Below are 15,584 nucleotides of genomic sequence, written 5' to 3' on the forward strand. Positions count from 1 at the left end.
CAGGAGGCCATGGGTTATGCATCGTTCAAAAGTGAAAGTATTCGTGCTTTCAAGCTGCATGCTGCTTGCTTTTGGGTCCGCTATAGCGGCGGCGCCGAGCAAAGGGAAAGGACGCCAGTATTACGAAAAAAGAGGCGAAGTCGTCTGGGAGGTTCCGACCGAAGAGAAAGTCATTGCTCTGACCTTTGACGACGGCCCCGATCCGGAGGATACGCCGTATATTCTGGATTTGCTGAAGGAATACGATGTCAAAGCGACCTTCTTCATCATCGGCAATAAAGCCGAAAGATACCCCGACTTGGTCAAGAGAGAAGCCGACGAAGGGCATGAGCTCGCCAATCATACGTACAGGCACTTGTATTTCAGCAACAAAGTATCCGAGCGGCAATTCAAAGAGGAATTGAGCAAGACGCAGGAGGCTATTTTTAAAGCAAGCGGGCTTAGACCTCATCTATTCCGGCCGCCTGGCGGGTACTACAACGACACGCTCGTACGAATCGCCAAAAAAGAAGGTTTCAAGGTCGTCATGTGGTCTTGGCATCAAAATACTAACGACTGGAACACGCCAGGCGTTGGCAAAATAACGTCCACCGTGCTCAACAATGCCCGCAATGGCGACATTGTCCTGTTCCATGATTATGTAGAAGGCAAAACGCAAACGATCCCTGCGTTGAAACAAATTTTGCCGGAGCTAAGAGACAGAGGCTACCGGTTCGTCACCATTTCCGAGCTTTTGACTTACAGCAAGCATACCCCTGTTAAGCAGGCCGACGATCTGAAATAATGGGCATAAAAGAGAGCAGCCGCCGAAAAAATCGGACAAGCTGCTCTTTTCTTCGTTTTATTTCGTTTTCAAATCTTCAATCGATTCGAGGTTCACATACGAAGGGACGACAAGACCAGTCTTGGTTCCGTTCAAGTTCGGGCCCAAATCTTCAAATTTTCCTTTATACTTGTCGTAATAGTCTTTATGCGTCGTCGGCAGCCAAGCCGCTACAATCGCGTCCGCATCGCCGTTTGAGACTCCGGCCCACATCGGTCCCGCTTCAACCTGAAGCAAATCCACCTTGTAGCCAAGCTTCGTTTCGAGCACCTGCTTGATCACATTCGTGCTTGCGATCTCCGAATCCCATGCGACGTAAGCGAGCTTCAGCTTTTTGCCGTCCGCTTTGGCCGCATCTTTGCTCCAGGCATCGACTTTGGCCGCGTTGCCTTTAACCCATTCCGCAGCCGCTTCCTCCGGCTTTTTCCCGTTCTGGATGTCCACCATCACTTTCGCCATATCCTCAGGCGTCCATTCGAACTTATCCAGCACGCTGTAGGCCGAAGGCTCATCCGTCTTAAGGCCGCTGCGCACAATCGTATGAATTTGCTCGTCTCCGCCGAACACGTTTTTCGGATCCTTTAAATATTTCAAATCGTATTTGCCGAACATCCAGTGCGGAGTCCAACCCGTGATGACAATCGGCTTTTTATCCTTGATCGCTTTGTCCAAAGCCGCCGTCATGGCTGCGCCCGAGCCCTCGACAAGCTTCCAGTCCTTTAGATCGTAATCCTTGAGCACCTGCGCCGTCGATTTCATAATTCCGGCTCCAGGGTCGATTCCGATAATTTCGTGCTTCACCTGATCTCCGACCGTTTGCGAGGCATTCGCATTCGAATTCGTACTTTTGGAACAACCGGATACAATAATAAGTGCAGAAATACTTAGTACTAATATCGATTTAATAGGTTTTATTTTCATATTACCCTCTCCCTTTTCTTTTTCTTTTCATTAAATGCTGTGTCATCCGGTCCAAAAAGATGGCCAAAATGACAATCGCCAGTCCGGCTTCAAACCCTTGCCCCGTTTTAATTTGCGTAACGGCCCTGTAGACGTCGGCGCCAATTCCTTGTGCTCCGATCATGGACGCAATGACGACCATGGATAGAGCAAGCATAAGCGTCTGATTGATGCCTGCCATGATGGAAGGCACCGCTAGCGGCAGCTGAACCTTGAACAGCATTTGCCCGGATGTCGAGCCAAATGCGTCGGCGGCTTCCACCAAATCGGCTGGAACCTGCCTTATACCCAGATTGGTCAGCCGGATCGTTGGCGGAACGGCGAAAATAACGGACGCGATCACTCCGGGTACGACCCCCAAGCCGAAAAAGGTAACGGCGGGAATCAAGTACACGAACGCCGGCATTGTCTGCATGAAATCGAGCACAGGCGTTAATATATTTTGTACTCTCTGGTCTTTGGCGCACAGGATTCCGCTAGGCACTCCAAGCGCTATCGAAATGAGAGCGGAAGTCAGCACCAACGCCAGCGTGTCCATCGTGTGCTCCCAGTAGCCCAGATTGACGATCAAATACATCCCGATCACGGTAAACAGCGCCAGCGGCAGCCTCCCGAACCAATAGGCCAATCCCCCCAGCAAAACTATCATGATAAGTGCCGGAGGCAGGTGCAGCAAGAAGGAGAAGCCTTCAACAATCCCTTCAATGCACCCCGAAACGCCGTCGAAGAAAAACGATAATGACGAGCCCAGCGCATCGACTCCGCTCTCCACCCATTCATCAAGAGGTAGCTTCGGCAGCATGCTCATCCGCCGTCACCTCCTTCACCGGTGAATATTGCCCTGCTAATGCCCCCAGCACGGCTCCGCGCACAATGACGCCGACAATACGGCCAGTCTCATTAATAACGGCAACGGGATATTTGGCCGTCCCGCTTATTTCAAACAATTCGTTCAGCAGCATCTCCGGCGCTACGGTAGGAACGTTCCGGATGACGATATCCTCCAGCGTCCGGCCTTCCCGCGCAGCCGCGGAAGCATCCTCCGCCGTAATAACGCCGATCAGCCGCTTGGACCGGTCAACGACGAACAAGTTCGATATGCCGCTTTCGCGCATAAGCTGAAGGGCAACGCGCGGCCCGCGGTCCAGAGCGATCGTTTCCGGTCTCCGCATGACGTGCGCCGCTGTCAGCACTTTCGACAAATCCACATCTTCGACGAACCGTTCCACGTATTCGTTGGCCGGATTGATCATAATCTCTTCCGGCGTGCCGATCTGTACGATGGCTCCGTCCTTCATAAGCGCGATCCGGTCTCCGATTCGCAGCGCTTCATCCAGATCGTGCGTAATGAAGACGATCGTTTTTTTCATCGTTTCCTGAAGCTCCAGCAGTTCGTCCTGCATATCCTTGCGAATAAGCGGATCCAACGCGCTGAACGCCTCATCCATGAACAAAATATCCGGGTCGTTGGCAAGCGCTCTCGCAAGACCGACCCTCTGCTGCATGCCTCCGCTCAACTGGTCGGGATAGCTGTGCTCCCAGCCCTTCAAGCCGACCAGCTCCAGCGACGCCATCGCCTTTTCCCTGCGGACCGCTTTGTCTATGCCCTGAACCTCCAGGCCGTATTCCGCATTTTCAACAACGGTGCGATGCGGGAACAAGGCGAATTTTTGAAATACCATACTGATCTGCTCTCTCCGTACCCGCCTTAGCTCCTCTTGATTCATCTTGACGATGTCTTTGCCGTGCACGGCAATCGATCCGGCCGTCGGCTCAATCAGACGGTTTAAGAGACGGATGAGCGTGGACTTCCCGCTTCCCGACAAGCCCATAATGACGAAGATCTCCCCGGGCTCGATCGTAAAGCTGACTTTGTTGACCCCTATCGTATGCTTCGTTTCTTTGTAAATCTGCTCTTTCGACTTCCCATTCGCAAGGTGCATCAGCGCACTTTCCGGATTAGGGCCGAACACCTTCGTTAGCTCCTTCACCTCGATAATGGCCAAGGTATCACCTCATTCCAGTTTGTTTCCAGTTCACTTAACTAAGTGTAAAGAAAGCAATCTGATGAGTCAACACTTTTTTTAGTTTATTTCGTACGTACAGAAAAAACTGTACAATGTTTTATTTCATTTCCTCCCGTATGCTCCGTTATGTTTGCTTAACGGCCGCTTTACAATCGTTGCATTGTTTTTTACAATAGTCGTGAGTTCTAATCAGGCGGGCGATCCGGATTTAGGACATCGACAGAGGAGAGTGTGCAATATGGACGGGCTCGAAGGAATGACACCCGAGCAGGAAATCGCGATTCAGAAAGCGCGTAAGCGCGTCATTGAGTCCATCGGCAAAAATATGGATTTGTACGGGATCACTCTGTCCCACGGACTTTTATACGGTTTGATGTTCTTCCAAAATAAACCGATGACGCTTGACGATATGGGCAAGGCCATGGAGATGAGCAAGACGAGCATGAGCATGGGGATTCGTACGCTGCTCGATCTGAAGATGGTCAATCAGGTGTGGGAAAAAGGATCGCGGAAAGATCTTTATGAGGTGGAATCGGACTGGTATCAAACCTTCGCCGATTATTTCGGAATCAAGTGGCGCAAAGCGGTGGAAATTAACCAGCAGTCGCTGCGCAAGTCATTGGCCGAGCTGCGCGATTTGACGGACCGTTATCCGGACGATGAATCGTTTCAAGCCCAGCTGGCCGCCGATACGCATAAAATCAAAGAAGCTCTTGCCTACTACGCTTGGCTCGGAAAGCTTATAGATTCGTTCGAATCCGGAGACATTTATCAGTTTATTCCCAAGGAAGCGCCCGACAACGACGGCAAATAAGCCAACCATAGAGCGACGTACTTCAAGAGTGAGGAAAAACAAAAAAGCCAAGCGATCGATAAGATCCTTGGCTTTCTATTTTACCGCATCAGCCCTCGCCGCCATCCGCCGCACCGAGCGCCCTCATGATAAACAGACAGGCGTATTCCGCCGTTTCCTCTACGGTAGCTTCCCGCCCGGCTAAGAGCGGCTGAAGCATGGTCGCTTTTTTCATCGACAAGGCCGTGCTTACAACGAAAATCAAAGTGTGGTCCAACGATTCATAGCGAAACCGTCCGGCCTGCTTTCCCTTTTCGAGCATCTCCCTTATTTTCATCCAGAAGGGTAACGTCCGCTCTTGAATTTGCGGCGCACGCTGCGAGTTCGCAGCAAACTCCTGCTGAATGATGGAAGCCAGCTCCGGGTCGTTCATGCAAAACCATACGATCTCCCGGATCAGCAGCCCTAGTCCTTTCACCGGCTCTCTTAGCTGCTCCTCCACCTCATGCAGGCGATGACCGACGAAAAAATAATCGAACAAGGCATGGAACACTTTTTCCTTGCCGCCAAAATAGTACGAAACCAGCGCTACATTCGCGCCCGCTTCTTCACAAATTTGCCGGACGCTTGTTCCGTCAAACCCTTGCAGAGCAAACAGCTTTTTGGCTGCCAGCAAAATGCGTATTTTCATATCCGATTCCGCGTGTGCCATTGGTATCTCCTTACATATTCCTTTATGAGAGCTCCCAGCTGCAAGCCATGCTCTTTTCTTATTGCTGCATTTCTTCTATTATGAAACTTTATTGGGCGGAGCGCAAGCGATTGCAAAGCAGCTCCATTCACTCCCGTACGGTACTTATTTATCCTAATTGATGCAACAATAACCGCCCGTTCGTCGTCGATCATTCCGGGAGAGGTAATCCCATCATTGTAGAGAGGACCATGCATTGTGTACGACATAGCGATTTTAAGTTATACCGGTATTGTCATTCAGACCGTAGCGCTTATCGGGCTCTATTTCATCTACCGGAAACGGGAACACCTGGAAAATGGATTTGCCTTGAAGCTGTTAGGCTATTTTATGCTCGGCTGCTTCTCCTTCAGCTGGAACTCTCTGTCCATCCCGCTTGGAATAGCGGCATATTTGTTGTGTTTCCGCCCGGTATTGAATCCGGCTCCGAAACGCAAAGCCGTATTTGTCGGCTTCCTGGTGTTTTTGAGCGGCTTCGTCTATCATCTGCTGCCGGACCATTATGTGTCCAGCCACCAAGTGGACGTTCCTGCATCCGACTCGAACATTTACCAGATGAACTGGAAGAGCGACTGGAACGAAATATCCCGCTACACCGGAACCGATGCCATCGTACAGGACGTCCGCGTCAACTTCGAGCCTGACGGGACGCTCGAGCAGTTAAACATGAATCTGGTCCGCGATTCGAATACGGATCATGCCGTTTACTATGCCATCACACTTGACCCGGATCAATCCGAATATCGTATTCAGTACAGCCAGACGCACCCTAAAGATCCGAGGAAGCCTTCCGTCTCAACGAACGGCGGCACAGGCCCGTCTCGTCCGCTCTCCGTTCAGCATGTACGAATGGCTTCCCTGATCCAAACGTTGACCGATCATTCCGTTAAAGACCTGCTGCCTCCCGGGCAAGCCGATGGAGACGGATTCGGCATTTCGGTAGACGGGCAGCTTTGGAGCAGCCATGTCCCCGGTCCGTCCGAAACGGCTTTTGCGATCGACAAAAAAAAGATCCAGCCGCTGGAATCCGGACAGCCGGTTCCGCTGCCTTCTTTTTACCGGATTCTCTTTTACCGTATGGTGAAAGACCCGCCGCAATATACCAAAGACGGATCATACACAGTGAGCAGCCGCAGCGAGCAGACCCGTCATTGCTACGTTGCTCCTTAATCCGGCGGGCGGGTTAGGCTCGGGATAATTCCGGCCGGGAAGGAGCGGTACGTGCGCCCGTTTCCTTGCGCAAGCCGACTGCCGCGGTAGCCAGCCCCCCGCATACCAGAGCGATGATCGCCAGCGCCCCTGCATCGGAGCCTGCTCCCGGTCCACCGAACAAGATGTTCATCATTCCTTCGACGGCATACGTAGCAGGCAAATAATCGCTAAGCGTCAAATAGAAGCTCGACAGCAGCTCCCGCGGCACCATCGCTCCCGAAGAGACGAGCTGAACGGACAGCATCGCTATGTTAAACAGCATTCCCGCCATGCCGAAAGCAAGCAGGAACAGCTGGGAGAACAGCATAAACGTGAACAAAAATAACGTCTGGAACAGCCACATCGCCACAAAACCCCCGGCCGATTCGCCTCCAAGCGCCATCACAAGCGAGCAGCCTACCAATGCAATTACGACGGATGAAGCGATGTTGATGATCATTCTCGCACCAAATTTACCCCATTTGCCCGTCAATTCGGTGGATGGGATCGATAGCGTCGACTGCTGCAAATTCATCCCCATAATCATTGTGCCGACGAAGGAAGCTAGCACCAGCATCATAGGAATCATTTGATTCGCCATATTGCGGACCGGATGCGTATATTCGATGGCCCCCTGCACTTTGTCCGCGATCCCCTGAGCGATCCCTTGGGCTTGCTGCGGAGCCATATTCGTTTGCGCCAAAACAGCCTGCGCTCCCGCCGCTGCAGCTTCTTTGTTCACCGTCGTGGTGATGCCATTGGCGACACCTTGCATGATGCTTTTGATTAAAGCAGGATTGGATTCGTTGATCGTGTAGCCGATCTGCCCTTTTTGTCCGGCGGATTGAAGCTGCCGGGTAAAATCGGCCGGTATGTGAAGCACCATTTGCACGTCTCTCCGTTCCAATTGGGCCAGCGCTTCCGTATGGGACGCTTCCTCACGGATCTCGAAAGGCAGGCTTGCCTTTACTTTCTCAGCGATGGTACGACCCATTCCGCTGTCCTCGTTCACTACAGCAATTTTCAGATGCCTGGTATTGTCCGTAACCCCTGCGTATCCGGTCATCCAGATGACGCTAAAAATAATTTGGAACATCATGGCCGTAACGATCCCTATGATCGTCGTCGGTCTTTTCAAATACTCGCGCAGCGCAGGCAGCATGTATGAATCTCTCCTCTATGTAGGTCTTAAACGTTTATTTTAATTAAACGTTTGTTTAAATTATAAAAGCTATATGTCGGTCCTGTCAACAGCTTCTCGGTTTCATGGCTCGCCGCCGCCGAAGGCCACCCGCGAAAGGCTCCCCACCCCCACCCGAAAGAGTAAGGAGCCTTCCCATCATGGCAGTAGCAGCGCGTTAATCAGCACGCGCATTACCTACTGTGTCATTTTAAGCCGCAGCGCAAGATGATCACGAGCAGAATGAACAGAACCAGAATTGTTCCTGCTGATGATACCCCGCCTACATGGCAACCATGATGGTGATGTTTTTTCGGCCCGTAAATGTTGATTTCTTCGTAGCTGGCATGAACATTAACCGGTCCCATAGGGTAAGACATTGGCGCAGTCATTGGTGCAGATATTGGCGCAGGACCCATAGGCATTTGCATCGCAGGGGAAGTCATTGGCATTGGCATCGGTTTGTATTTTTCCATGAGGACACCTCCGTAATTTGTAGGGCGTGCTCCTATCGAACACACCAACAGTCTATGGCAATACACCTACTTGGAACACGGCTATTCACCCATATCCCGAAAAATTAGACGCTAGCCCTTGAAAAAGCGGTACAAACGCAGTTTCGTACAAGCAACTTTTGGGAATAAAATGCGTCAAAATAGTTAATAAATATTTCCACAGATGGAAAAGCGCTAGCAAGCTTGTCCCCTTTTCCTCTGGAGGCTAAGCATCATGCTTTCGAAGTAAGTTTTGCTCCTCGCAAAACTCAGTAATGCTTTCGAAGCCAGCTTTCCTTCGGAAAGCTCTTAGGAGGGATCCCATGAAAAAAACGCACGAAACCAAGCCGGAGCCGGCACGAACCGATTCCGAAGCCGAATACGTCAATCCTCTAATGCTGGATATGCAAAAAATCGAAGGCGGCGGAACGCCGAAAAAGGCCGACTTGGATTCCATGCCATCCCCAATCCGATATTTCGGCTACTTTTTCTTTGCCTCGGCAACCATCATGCTGATCGTCGGGTTATGGATGCAATTTATGAAGTAAAGCGGCTGCAGCAGCTTGATTGAAGCCTTAAGCGTTAGCATCATTTATAAGTCAAAGCCTGAACGACATGCGAAATATGCGCAAAAAGCAGGGAAGCCCGCACTGCCGCGGACTTCCCTGTAAGCGCTTTTATAGCGTTAAATGGCCCAATATCACTTGCTTATCCGCACCCGTCACCGCCGGCAAATTGCCGGGCTTGCCCATCAGCGACTGGTGCCCCAGCACGGCAAAGGCAATCGCCTCGCGCGCATCGTCCTGCATGCCGTGTTCGGCAGTGGTCGAAAGCTTCGTGCTGTCCGGGAGCATGCTGCGCATCATGGAGAGCATCGTCTTATTATGCGCGCCTCCGCCCGAAACAATCACTTCCCCGATCCCCGTTGCCGGAAAAACAAATTGCTCGTACGACTGTACGATCGATCGGGCCGTCAACGCGGTCGCCGAGGCGGCAATATCTTCAAAGCGGAGCTGCCTGCGTCTGCCTTCCGCCAAAAAACGTGCAGCGTAATCGGAGCCGTATACTTCCCTGCCCGTGCTTTTGGGAGGAACCCGCCGATAAAACTCGTCGCTGTCGTAAAACAACGCAACCAGCTCCTCGCAAACCTCGCCCGAGGCGGCAATGGCTCCGCCTTCATCGTACTGCAGCCTGCCTCCGCTCTCTTCACGGACCAATGCGTCGACGACCATATTGCCCGGCCCGGTATCGTAAGCGTACACCTCTTCACCGGTTGAACGTGCCGGAATGACGGTGGCGTTGCCGATGCCGCCGATATTTTGCACGATGCGCCCCTCACCCGGATGCCCGAACAGCAGGCTGTCCAGATATGGAGCCAGCGGTGCTCCTTCACCTCCCGCAGCCATATCGCGGGCACGCAGATTGCCAATGACGTGGATGCCCGTTCGTTCGGCGACCACGGCGGTTTCGCCAATCTGCAGCGTCGAGCGGACAGCTACAGGTCCGGTCGGACCCGGGAAATCGCTCCGCTCCGGCGCATGCCAAATCGTCTGGCCATGCATGCTTATCGCATCGACCTCCGACGGCTTCATCCCCGCCGATTGCAATAGAAGCTGAACCGCATGGGCATACCATTCGGACACCCCGAAGTGGGCCGTTACAAGCTCATCCAACCTAGCGGTGTCGACCGCGCACAAGCGGATGAGCCTATCGCGAAGCTCCTTAGAGAACGGAACGTATTGGAATGCTGCCATGGTTAAAGACTTGATAGTGCCTCCTGAATCAGCACCGGTATCCGTATCGATTTGAACCAAAGCCGCATCCACACCGTCCAGCGATGTTCCGGACATAATGCCGATAACAAAATGCCGTTGTTTGGCTCTATATGACGCCCACATCGGAAAACTGCCTTCCCTCACAACCGACTCCCTCCCCATCCTGCTTGGTATTCGGGGCCGAGCGTTACAGGCAGCCGGCCTTTGGCCGGAATAACCCCGGTCAAGCATCTAGCGATGCTTTGCAATGCCAGCGGCCGCGATTCATAGGCGGCGAGATACGTTGATATATCCGGGAATTGTTTTATATCGTAAGGATTACGAAGAGCTACAACAATCAGCCGTTTCCCCGTCCTCTGCAGCTCCTTGACCAGCTGTACTTGACCGGGATGGAACGATGCATTGTAGGTGCCGACGACGATTTGCTCGAAGCGTTCCGCCAGCTCGTGCAAGACTTCAAGCTCTTCGCCTGCTTTCGAGGCGGGAATCATCCGTTCTTCGGTCCGAATTCCGGCGGCCGATAACGCTCTGCCCAAGGTCAGCGGCATATGAAGCGTTTCGTCGACAACGGACGAAACCGCCGCCTCCATCTGGATCACCAGCGTATCCGCATGCTGCAAGGGCAAATAGCCGTTGTCGTCCTTCACTAGAGTCATGCTGGCCTCACTTATCACTCTTGCCTTCTCCCTGTGCTCCCAGCTCCCTACCTGCTCGATCGCCATAGAGGCAGTCGCCTCTGCGAGCCGTTTTCTCTTTAGTGCCAGCAGCCGTTCTACAGAGCGGTCGATCCGCTCCTCGCTGATTATTCCGGACTCCACCGCCGCAACAATCGCTTCGATAGCGCCTATCTGCAGCTCGTAGCGATGGCTGATCAAGATGCTGTCGGCCCCCGCCTCCACGGCCATGACGGCCGCCTGCACCGTTCCGAAATGGTCCGAAATCGCCTGCATTTCCATGCAATCCGTGACGATGACGCCGCCAAACCCCAGCTCCTCCCTCAGCAAGCCGGTTAATACGGCAGGCGACAGCGTGGCCGGAAGCTTACTCGATTCGAAGGCCGGAAAAACGATGTGCGAGGACATAATCGCCTCCACGCCGGCATCTATCGCCTCATGGAACGGCAGCAGCTCCACCTGATCAATCCGTTCCCGCGGGTGGCTGATCGTCGGCAGATCGAGATGCGAGTCGACATTCGTGTCCCCGTGCCCCGGGAAATGCTTGGCGACAGCCACAACACCGGCATCCCGATAACCTCGTATTGCCTCAGCTCCAAAGTCAGCCACTGACTGCGGAGACTCGCCGAACGAGCGAACACCGATAACCGGATTGTCCGGATTGACGTTCACGTCCAAATCCGGCGCAAAATTCATATTAATCCCAAGCGTCCTTAGCTCTTGGCCGCATAGATTCGCCGCATCGTATGCCGCACCCGGATCGCCGCCCGCCGATATCGCCATTTGACCCGGCATCAAGGCGACTCCTTCGGTAATCCGCGCTACCATGCCGCCTTCCTGATCGATAGAGATCCACAGCGGGATGTGGCCGGAGTTTAAGGCAGCCTGTTGAAGCTTATCCGTCAAAGCTGCGACCTGGTTCACGTCTTGAACGTTGCGGGCGAACAATATGACCCCGCCCAAGTGATGCTTTTCGATCAGCTCTATTATTTCCTTGCTTGGCTCCAAGCCGTCGAAGCCGGCCTGAATCATTTGTCCGACCTTTTGCCTCAAGTCCATTGCAGCCAATGCCGTACTGGTAATATGAGCCTTTTCCACCACTATGCATCCACTCCATATAAAAGATAGGGCTGCCGGGTTCGCTCCCATTCGCCAGCTTGACTGTCCCATGCAGAGATGATGCCCTTAAGCCCCTCCGGCTTATGGATAGCGGTCCGAACCGCGTCGCTTCCCGACAAATAATCGATGAAAGGTTTGCGCCCTTCCTTGAACGGAGCGATCCATTCAAACTCCGTCGGGTGCATGTCGATCACCGTATGCAAAAGATACAGCGCGCTCATTACGGACCGGTACGAGCCCGGAGAAGTCACGAATGCCTGAACCCCGCCACACAGCTGCCCTTGATGCTTGGAGAACATCGGCGTAAATGTTACCGGATGGTAATGCACGCCGGGAAGCTGCAGACGGCTCATACGCTCGCACAGACGGCGGCCGTCGATCCATGGCGCTCCGATCAATTCGAAAGGACGCGTCGTTCCTCTGCCTTCCGAAACGTTCGTTCCCTCGAACAAGCAATGCCCGGCATACACTCTTACCGTATCCATCGTCGGCATATTAGGCGAGGGCATCAGCCACGGCAAGCCCGTTGCAGGATATTCCATCCCGCGCCGCCAGTTCAGCATCGGGATGACCTGCAGCTCACAAGGCTTCTCGAGCCGCGAATTGAAATAACGGGCGAACTCGCCGATGGTCAAGCCCGTGCGAAACGGAACGGGCCCGGCGCCTACCATCGACTCGAACCCCGGCTGAAGCAGCCCGCCCTCACAGACGATGCCGCCGAGCGGATTCGGGCGATCCAGCACAACGAGACGCTTGTCATACTGCGCACATGCCTCCATCATATAAGCAAGCGTGGTCACATACGTATAAAAACGCACGCCCAAATCTTGAATGTCAAAAATGACGGCGTCGACCGTGCTCATCATTTCTTCGGTCGGCTTTTTGTTCGTTCCGTACAGGCTGAACACGGGGATGCCGAGCAGCGGATCCGTCTCATCCTCGAACAGCACCCCGGCCTGCTTCTCTCCGCGGATTCCATGCTCGCAAGCGAACAACGCTGTCAACACGGCAGAAGACGCGCTTCCGCATACATCGATGAGCGATTCGAACCGGCTCGTTATTCCGGTAGGATTGGTCAGCAATCCGATCCTTAGCCCGCCGATGACCTCCTTTTCCAGCGACAGAAGCCGGTCTGCCCCTGTCACTACCTCGCAAGTGTACGTCATACAGCACTATCCCTCCCTGGGAAACAGCTTCGAGGCGTCGGCAGACAGCCTGCCGTTCTCGCTCCCGACGGCTTCGGCTTCCTTGCCTGGCAGCACGTTAGCCGTAATTTGATTCAGGAACATGCCGAGCATGCCCAAGTACAGGCAGCCGAAGCCGATTACGGTAAGCCCCAGCAGCAGCGCCATGCTGACCGCCTGAATGAAGGCGCCGATCGTATACATGGGGTGGGCGACGAATAGCTTCATGCTCCTGCCCATAGCGGTAAATATGCCCGCCTTCTCCTGTACAACCAGTGGAAGCACATACAGCTGCGATACGAAAAACATCGCGACAAAATACGTCTGAAACACAGCCAGGGTCAAATACAGCGTGCCGTTTTTGCTGCCGTAATACCACCAGGACGATACGAGGATCAGCACGAATAAAGCGCAGACGAGCCCGAACAGCAGGGAAGGAAGATAATATTTCCCGGCTCCGGCCAGCATCGCACGAATTCCCGCCCGCTCCCCCTGCAGCTTGCGGTGACAGGCGTAAATGACGCCGGTGCATAAAGGAACATACAGAACAATAAGCGCGATGAAGGCGAAAGCGACAGGGAGCAGCAGCACAACCGGAACAAGCACGGCCGAGCTGATCATGCTGAGAAGAAAGACGAATATGATTTCGCGATATACCTGCACCCCGGTTCGGGCTACCATTTCGCTAAGCTTACGCATACCGGACACTCCTTTCTAGCGCTTAAGGCAATTTGCCGATGATAATTCTCGCTTCCGTCTCCGGATCGAAAAAATGCAGCTTGTTGCGATCGAACGCGAACAGCTTCATTTGTCCTACGGCGGCGTCCGTTTCCGGATGTACCCGGGCCGTGACCATACGCTGGCCGACTTTGAAATAAAGCAAGTTTTCCGCGCCCAAATTTTCCACAACCTGTACGACGGCGCGGATTTTATGCTCGCTTGCCGATGGCGGGGCGAACTCTTCGCCGTAAACATGCTCGGGACGTATACCCATAACGATGCTTTTCCCTTCATAGGCTTTCAAGCCTTTTGCCAGCTCGTCACTCAGAGCGAACGAAGTTCCCTCTACATGCGCTTTGCCGTTATCGATCCGCGCATCTATGAAATTCATCGCGGGCGAACCGATAAACCCTGCGACGAACATATTGTTCGGTTCATTATACAGCACCGTAGGCGATGCGACTTGCTGAATCAAGCCCTGATTCATGACGACAATCCGCTCGCCGAGCGTCATCGCCTCGACCTGATCGTGCGTCACGTACACAATCGTCGCTCCCAGCCTTTTGTGAAGCTCCGCCAGCTCCACCCGCATTTGAATACGCAGCTTCGCGTCCAGATTGGACAGCGGCTCGTCGAACAGGAATACCTGCGGATCACGCACGATCGCCCGTCCGACCGCGACCCTCTGCCGCTGGCCGCCGCTTAATTCCTTCGGCTTGCGATCGAGCAGCGCATCCAGACCGAGAATCGTTGACGCCTCATTCACTTTGCGTTCGATCTCGTCCTTGGGACGCTTCAAATTCCGCAGCCCGAACGATAAATTTTCCTTGATCGTCATATGCGGGTACAGGGCGTAATCCTGAAACACCATGGCAATATCCCGGTCTTTGGGATGCATTTGGTTGACGACCCGGTCTCCGATGTAAATATCTCCGCTCGTCTGCTTTTCCAATCCTGCAATCATGCGAAGCGAGGTCGTTTTTCCGCAGCCGGAAGGGCCGACGAAGACGACGAATTCTTTATCTTCAATGACGAAATTCGAATCGGCTACCGCTGTGAAGCTTCCTCTTTTTTCATCTACATATTCTTTGCGGACGTTTTTGAACACCACTTGTGCCATCGTTTCCTCCCCCTAGCCTTTCACAGCTCCGATAGTAATGCCTTGCAAGAAATATTTTTGCAGCGAGAAAAACAAGATGATCATCGGCAGCGCCCCGATGGTAGCTCCCGCCATGATTGCGCCGTAATCCGTCGATTCCGCAAATTTGAAGCTGGCCAAACCTACCTGAATCGTCCTCATATCGTTGCTTCGGGTAACCAGGAAAGGCCAGAAAAAGTCGTTCCAGTTGGCGACAAACGTGAAAATCGCAAGAACCGCAAGCCCGGGCTTAGCCATAGGCAGGATCACCTTCGAGAAAATACCGAATTCGCTGCAGGCATCGATTCGGGCAGCATGAATGAGCGACGTAGGCAAGGTGGACATATACTGCTTCATCAGAAAAATATTCCCTACGCTGACGAGCGTCGGCACAATCATCGCCGTATACGTATCCGCCAGATCGAAGACGTTAATGACAAGAACATAAAGCGGAATCAAGGTCACCTGCGCCGGAATCATCATCGTGCCGAGCAGTACCCAGAAGATCGCATTGCTGCCCGGAAACTTCAGCTTGGCGAAGGCATATCCCGCAAGAGATGCGAACAGCAGGTTCGATACCGTCAGCACCGAGGAGACGAACAACGAGTTCAACAGCCATTTGATCGCCATCGTCTTGGAAAAGAACCGCTCGTAAGGAGCGATCGACCATATGTCCGGGATCATCTGGGGCTTGAACGAGGCGGAAGCCATGGAATCCTGAAATGAACCGATAACCATCCAGTACAGAGGGACGA

The 15,584-nt window shown here is 53.2% G+C and carries 16 protein-coding genes; 4 read left to right on the forward strand and 12 right to left on the reverse strand.

The window, feature by feature from the left end; all coding sequences use genetic code 11:
• Positions 1-58 precede the first annotated feature (58 nt).
• Positions 59-784, forward strand: coding sequence for a polysaccharide deacetylase family protein (locus tag DVH26_RS32380; protein WP_481857627.1), 726 nt, complete (start codon positions 59-61; stop codon positions 782-784).
• A 57-nt stretch (positions 785-841) separates the two neighbouring features.
• Here DVH26_RS32380 and DVH26_RS32385 read toward each other — a convergent pair whose 3' ends face one another.
• From DVH26_RS32385 to DVH26_RS32395, 3 genes are read right to left on the reverse strand one after another with little or no spacing between them, the layout of a single operon-like run.
• Positions 842-1,744 carry a glycine betaine ABC transporter substrate-binding protein gene (locus DVH26_RS32385; RefSeq protein ID WP_239629605.1) on the reverse strand — a complete coding sequence of 301 codons (903 nt, stop codon included), beginning with the start codon at positions 1,742-1,744 and terminating at the stop codon, positions 842-844.
• A 1-nt stretch (position 1,745) separates the two neighbouring features.
• The gene (locus tag DVH26_RS32390; protein WP_239629607.1) at positions 1,746-2,591 is read right to left on the reverse strand and encodes an ABC transporter permease; all 846 of its coding nucleotides are present in this window, start codon (positions 2,589-2,591) and stop codon (positions 1,746-1,748) included.
• Positions 2,563-3,789 carry a quaternary amine ABC transporter ATP-binding protein gene (locus DVH26_RS32395; protein ID WP_275590436.1) on the reverse strand — a complete coding sequence of 409 codons (1,227 nt, stop codon included), beginning with the start codon at positions 3,787-3,789 and terminating at the stop codon, positions 2,563-2,565. The genes DVH26_RS32390 and DVH26_RS32395 overlap by 29 nt, the downstream gene beginning before the upstream one ends.
• Positions 3,790-4,048: 259 nt before the next feature.
• Between DVH26_RS32395 and DVH26_RS32400 the strand changes: the two genes are divergently transcribed.
• On the forward strand, positions 4,049-4,624 hold the full coding sequence (locus tag DVH26_RS32400; RefSeq protein ID WP_239629610.1) for a GbsR/MarR family transcriptional regulator: 576 nt from the start codon (positions 4,049-4,051) through the stop codon (positions 4,622-4,624).
• A gap of 88 nt (positions 4,625-4,712) precedes the next feature.
• Here DVH26_RS32400 and DVH26_RS32405 read toward each other — a convergent pair whose 3' ends face one another.
• Entirely contained in the window at positions 4,713-5,315 is a 603-nt protein-coding gene (locus tag DVH26_RS32405; protein ID WP_239629612.1) for a TetR family transcriptional regulator, read from the reverse strand.
• Positions 5,316-5,552: 237 nt separating this feature from the next.
• Here DVH26_RS32405 and DVH26_RS32410 point away from each other — a divergent pair, with 237 nt between their 5' ends.
• Positions 5,553-6,524, forward strand: a complete 972-nt coding sequence (locus DVH26_RS32410) for a hypothetical protein (protein WP_239629614.1) — start codon at positions 5,553-5,555, stop codon at positions 6,522-6,524.
• A 13-nt stretch (positions 6,525-6,537) separates the two neighbouring features.
• On the opposite strand, the gene DVH26_RS32415 is transcribed toward DVH26_RS32410, so the two are convergent.
• Together DVH26_RS32415 and DVH26_RS32420 are read right to left on the reverse strand one after the other, a co-directional pair.
• On the reverse strand, positions 6,538-7,707 hold the full coding sequence (locus DVH26_RS32415; protein ID WP_239629616.1) for a YhgE/Pip domain-containing protein: 1,170 nt from the start codon (positions 7,705-7,707) through the stop codon (positions 6,538-6,540).
• A 224-nt stretch (positions 7,708-7,931) separates the two neighbouring features.
• Positions 7,932-8,201: a hypothetical protein gene (locus DVH26_RS32420; protein ID WP_239629618.1), complete on the reverse strand. Its 270-nt coding sequence runs from the start codon at positions 8,199-8,201 to the stop codon at positions 7,932-7,934.
• A 341-nt stretch (positions 8,202-8,542) separates the two neighbouring features.
• Between DVH26_RS32420 and DVH26_RS32425 the strand changes: the two genes are divergently transcribed.
• Positions 8,543-8,767 carry a hypothetical protein gene (locus DVH26_RS32425; protein ID WP_239629621.1) on the forward strand — a complete coding sequence of 75 codons (225 nt, stop codon included), beginning with the start codon at positions 8,543-8,545 and terminating at the stop codon, positions 8,765-8,767.
• A gap of 129 nt (positions 8,768-8,896) precedes the next feature.
• On the opposite strand, the gene DVH26_RS32430 is transcribed toward DVH26_RS32425, so the two are convergent.
• The 6 genes from DVH26_RS32430 to DVH26_RS32455 are packed head-to-tail and all read right to left on the reverse strand — an operon-like array spanning position 8,897 to position 15,567.
• Complete coding sequence (locus DVH26_RS32430; protein ID WP_239629623.1) at positions 8,897-10,138, reverse strand: anhydro-N-acetylmuramic acid kinase; 1,242 nt, start codon at positions 10,136-10,138, stop codon at positions 8,897-8,899.
• On the reverse strand, positions 10,135-11,766 hold the full coding sequence (gene nagZ / locus DVH26_RS32435; protein WP_345774020.1) for a beta-N-acetylhexosaminidase: 1,632 nt from the start codon (positions 11,764-11,766) through the stop codon (positions 10,135-10,137). Before nagZ ends, DVH26_RS32430 begins: the two co-directional genes overlap by 4 nt.
• A gap of 2 nt (positions 11,767-11,768) precedes the next feature.
• Positions 11,769-12,953, reverse strand: a complete 1,185-nt coding sequence (locus DVH26_RS32440; RefSeq protein WP_239629625.1) for an exo-beta-N-acetylmuramidase NamZ family protein — start codon at positions 12,951-12,953, stop codon at positions 11,769-11,771.
• A 6-nt stretch (positions 12,954-12,959) separates the two neighbouring features.
• On the reverse strand, positions 12,960-13,670 hold the full coding sequence (locus DVH26_RS32445; protein WP_239629627.1) for a hypothetical protein: 711 nt from the start codon (positions 13,668-13,670) through the stop codon (positions 12,960-12,962).
• Positions 13,671-13,692: 22 nt separating this feature from the next.
• Entirely contained in the window at positions 13,693-14,811 is a 1,119-nt protein-coding gene (locus tag DVH26_RS32450; protein WP_239629630.1) for an ABC transporter ATP-binding protein, read from the reverse strand.
• Between the two features lie 12 nt (positions 14,812-14,823).
• The gene (locus DVH26_RS32455; RefSeq protein WP_379461345.1) at positions 14,824-15,567 is read right to left on the reverse strand and encodes a carbohydrate ABC transporter permease; all 744 of its coding nucleotides are present in this window, start codon (positions 15,565-15,567) and stop codon (positions 14,824-14,826) included.
• Positions 15,568-15,584 lie beyond the last annotated feature (17 nt).

This window comes from Paenibacillus sp. H1-7 (genome assembly GCF_022354825.1).
GTDB lineage: Bacteria > Bacillota > Bacilli > Paenibacillales > NBRC-103111 > Paenibacillus_S.

Coding starts and splice junctions, on each gene's coding strand:
- DVH26_RS32380 (WP_481857627.1), top strand. CDS start 59: ATGCTGCTTGCTTTTGGGTCCGCTATAGCGGCGGCGCCGAGCAAAGGG.
- DVH26_RS32385 (WP_239629605.1), bottom strand. CDS start 1,744: ATGAAAATAAAACCTATTAAATCGATATTAGTACTAAGTATTTCTGCA.
- DVH26_RS32390 (WP_239629607.1), bottom strand. CDS start 2,591: ATGAGCATGCTGCCGAAGCTACCTCTTGATGAATGGGTGGAGAGCGGA.
- DVH26_RS32400 (WP_239629610.1), top strand. CDS start 4,049: ATGGACGGGCTCGAAGGAATGACACCCGAGCAGGAAATCGCGATTCAG.
- DVH26_RS32405 (WP_239629612.1), bottom strand. CDS start 5,315: ATGGCACACGCGGAATCGGATATGAAAATACGCATTTTGCTGGCAGCC.
- DVH26_RS32415 (WP_239629616.1), bottom strand. CDS start 7,707: ATGCTGCCTGCGCTGCGCGAGTATTTGAAAAGACCGACGACGATCATA.
- DVH26_RS32420 (WP_239629618.1), bottom strand. CDS start 8,201: ATGGAAAAATACAAACCGATGCCAATGCCAATGACTTCCCCTGCGATG.
- DVH26_RS32425 (WP_239629621.1), top strand. CDS start 8,543: ATGAAAAAAACGCACGAAACCAAGCCGGAGCCGGCACGAACCGATTCC.
- DVH26_RS32440 (WP_239629625.1), bottom strand. CDS start 12,953: ATGACGTACACTTGCGAGGTAGTGACAGGGGCAGACCGGCTTCTGTCG.
- DVH26_RS32445 (WP_239629627.1), bottom strand. CDS start 13,670: ATGCGTAAGCTTAGCGAAATGGTAGCCCGAACCGGGGTGCAGGTATAT.
- DVH26_RS32450 (WP_239629630.1), bottom strand. CDS start 14,811: ATGGCACAAGTGGTGTTCAAAAACGTCCGCAAAGAATATGTAGATGAA.
- DVH26_RS32455 (WP_379461345.1), bottom strand. CDS start 15,567: ATGGTTATCGGTTCATTTCAGGATTCCATGGCTTCCGCCTCGTTCAAG.